The sequence below is a fragment of the Pusillimonas sp. genome, from assembly GCF_035515275.1.
Lineage (GTDB): Bacteria > Pseudomonadota > Gammaproteobacteria > Burkholderiales > Burkholderiaceae_B > Pusillimonas.
The window spans coordinates 1-2293 of record NZ_DATJBQ010000055.1 but is presented as its reverse complement, the minus strand read 5'-3'; the positions used below and the strand labels follow the sequence as shown (position 1 = coordinate 2293).

The window sequence follows — 2293 nt, the reverse complement described above, 5'->3', positions numbered from 1 at the left end:
TCGGCACAGGCATGGGCGCGGCGGGGGTGTTTGAGAGGATGTAGTGGTTTCCGGCATGGGCAATTATGTTGCTTTGTATTGTCGGCAGGGCTTGTCAATGATATATTCTTTTGGTATATATCATTGTCGGAGGTTTGTCATGAATACTGCCAAGATCTTTTGGTCAGGTCGCTCACAAGCTGTCAGGTTGCCCAAAGATTTCCGTTTCGACACCGATGAAGTACGCATTCGCCGTCACGGTAGCGGTGTCATTCTTGAGCCAATTGTTCATGACTGGGAATGGCTGGACGATATAGTCGGCCCGGTTGATGCAGACTTTGAGGCTGCTGTTGCAGAGCAAGGCGAATTTCAAGAGCGCCCCGAGCTGGATTTCTTCAAATGAAATTTCTGCTCGACAGCAACGCGGTAATCGGGCTGCTTAAAGGGCAAGAAAAGTTTTCAAAGCGTTTGCGCCGGCATCGACCCGCAGAATTCGGGCTGCCGTGTGTGGTGGCGCATGAACTTTATTACGGTGCATATAAAAGCCTGCACGTCGCGCAAAACCTGTCCCGACTCGACGCGTTGCCGTTTCAGGTCATTGAGTTCGATCGCGAAGACGCGTTACTTGCGGCGAAATTACGCGCGTCTCTAAGCGCAGCTGGTACGCCCATCGGGCCGTACGATGTCCTGATCGCTGGGCAAGCGCTGTCGCGCGGTTTAACTTTAATCACACGCAACACCCGCGAATTCAGACGCGTGCCCGATCTAAAAACTGAAGACTGGGAAGCCTAGAAATGGCCTTGTTAGCAATTCAGGCCATTTCAATCGCAGCGACCAGGTCTTCCAGATTAACCGCCAATTCGCGCGCCTGATGCAACGTGGCGTATTGGTTAAGCACGGCCTTCCACCGGCGTTCTGTCAGCAGGTTGTGCCAAATGGGCTCAAGCAGTTGCGGGTTGGCTCGCCCGTGCTCGAGCAGGGCGGCGGCGAACTGCAAGGCGGCGTTGGTTGATAGAAGCTGCATGCGGCTGGCGGCGCTAAGCAGGCGGGGCGCCGATTCTTCGGCGGTGCTGCAGCAGTAAAGCACTGACTCTGCAAGGCTTGCCCCTTCAGGCGCGGGGGCGACAGCAACGGCTTGAACAGGGTTCGATCCTGCAGACACAACATTTGTCTCTAGCGGCAAGCTGTTGTGGCGGGCCTTTGCCGATGCTTCGTTAGGGCTGCGTGCATCGCTTGTGGCGTCCTCTGCCGTGTCGAGTAACTTGAGTGAGTCTGCACTGATGCGCACGGGGCCTTGCTGCGTCAGGAACACATAGATGGCGTCGGCGCGGGCGTCGATCAGTACGCGCAGGCCGCGCAGCAGACGGGGAAGGTCGGTGGCCACGGCATCGATCGAGGCCTTGGCTTCCACCAGCAGCAAAACGTTCCATACGGTCTCGTCCTGCTCGCCCGGCTTCCCGTGCGCCGATCGTGGTTCGGGTGCATTTGCGCGTCCAAGCAGTACCGCGTCCCACTCGGCTTTGGCGCGTTCGACGCCCTTCAATAAAGAAGGCGGGATACACAGCGAGGTAACCACTTTATAGTTGCCGCTGCTTCCTTCGGCCTGATCAAGCCGGCGGGCGAGCTGCCAAAGCGCTTGCGCCGTTTGGGTTTCAACTGCCGCCCCGCGCTCTTTGGCTGTTGAACCCTGGCCTGCCGCGTCTGCGCTGCCCTGGCGCGGGCCCGACCGCTCGCGCAGCGCCAGGTATTGCCGCACTTGTGTGTCTGCCTCCAAGGTTTCCATGCTTCGCAGTCGCTGCAAGGCGGCATCTTCCAAAATGCGTTCCAGGCTGTTTGCCATGGCCGGTTCATCGGCAATTGCCGGCAGGCTCAAAATGCGTCGTGCTGTGGCGTTAAGTTGCCCCCACGAGCACGAAGCAGCCAGCTTATACAACTGGGCCAGGGCGTCTGCCACTCCTGCAGACGAAACCCGCTTTTGTTTCGCCGGGTGAGCAATGGCATTGACCGCCGTTCGCACAGTGCGCTGGTCCTCGTTGGCCTTTGATGCCAGCTCGGCATAGTCTTGTATTTGCGGTGTCAGGTATTGCAACACCATGGCCTGAAACGTAAGGTCGCCGCGATCTTCTCGCATGGCGTCTTGAATCAGGCGGGAGAGGGCGTCCAGAAAACAGTGCCGTATCGCAGCGGGCGGGGTTTCTTTATAGGCAACCAGCTTGCGCGCGGCCTCGATAGCCAGGGCGATAATGTCTGCCGGGTTGCTGTTTGCCGTTTGCGTGGGCAGCACCGGTGTGGCGGGTATGCGATAGCGCCGCTC

At 58.4% G+C, this 2293-nt stretch carries 3 protein-coding genes; 2 read left to right on the top strand and 1 reads right to left on the bottom strand.

The features are described 5' to 3' along the window. Window positions 1-139 precede the first annotated feature (139 nt). Both VL003_RS03945 and VL003_RS03940 read left to right on the top strand, forming a co-directional pair. A complete protein-coding gene (locus tag VL003_RS03945) occupies window positions 140-382 on the top strand; it encodes an antitoxin (protein WP_325439785.1) in 243 nt (80 codons plus the stop codon). After that, window positions 379-771, top strand: a complete 393-nt coding sequence (locus VL003_RS03940; protein WP_325439783.1) for a type II toxin-antitoxin system VapC family toxin — start codon at window positions 379-381, stop codon at window positions 769-771. The genes VL003_RS03945 and VL003_RS03940 overlap by 4 nt, the downstream gene beginning before the upstream one ends. A gap of 19 nt (window positions 772-790) precedes the next feature. Here the strand turns inward: VL003_RS03940 and VL003_RS03935 are convergent. Beyond that, on the bottom strand, window positions 791-2293 hold a 1503-nt coding region (locus VL003_RS03935), incomplete at its 5' end, for a hypothetical protein (RefSeq protein WP_325439781.1).

What these genes read in the sequence shown, in the direction of transcription:
- VL003_RS03945 (WP_325439785.1), top strand. Translation starts at nt 140, where the DNA reads ATGAATACTGCCAAGATCTTTTGGTCAGGTCGCTCACAAGCTGTCAGG.
- VL003_RS03940 (WP_325439783.1), top strand. Translation starts at nt 379, where the DNA reads ATGAAATTTCTGCTCGACAGCAACGCGGTAATCGGGCTGCTTAAAGGG.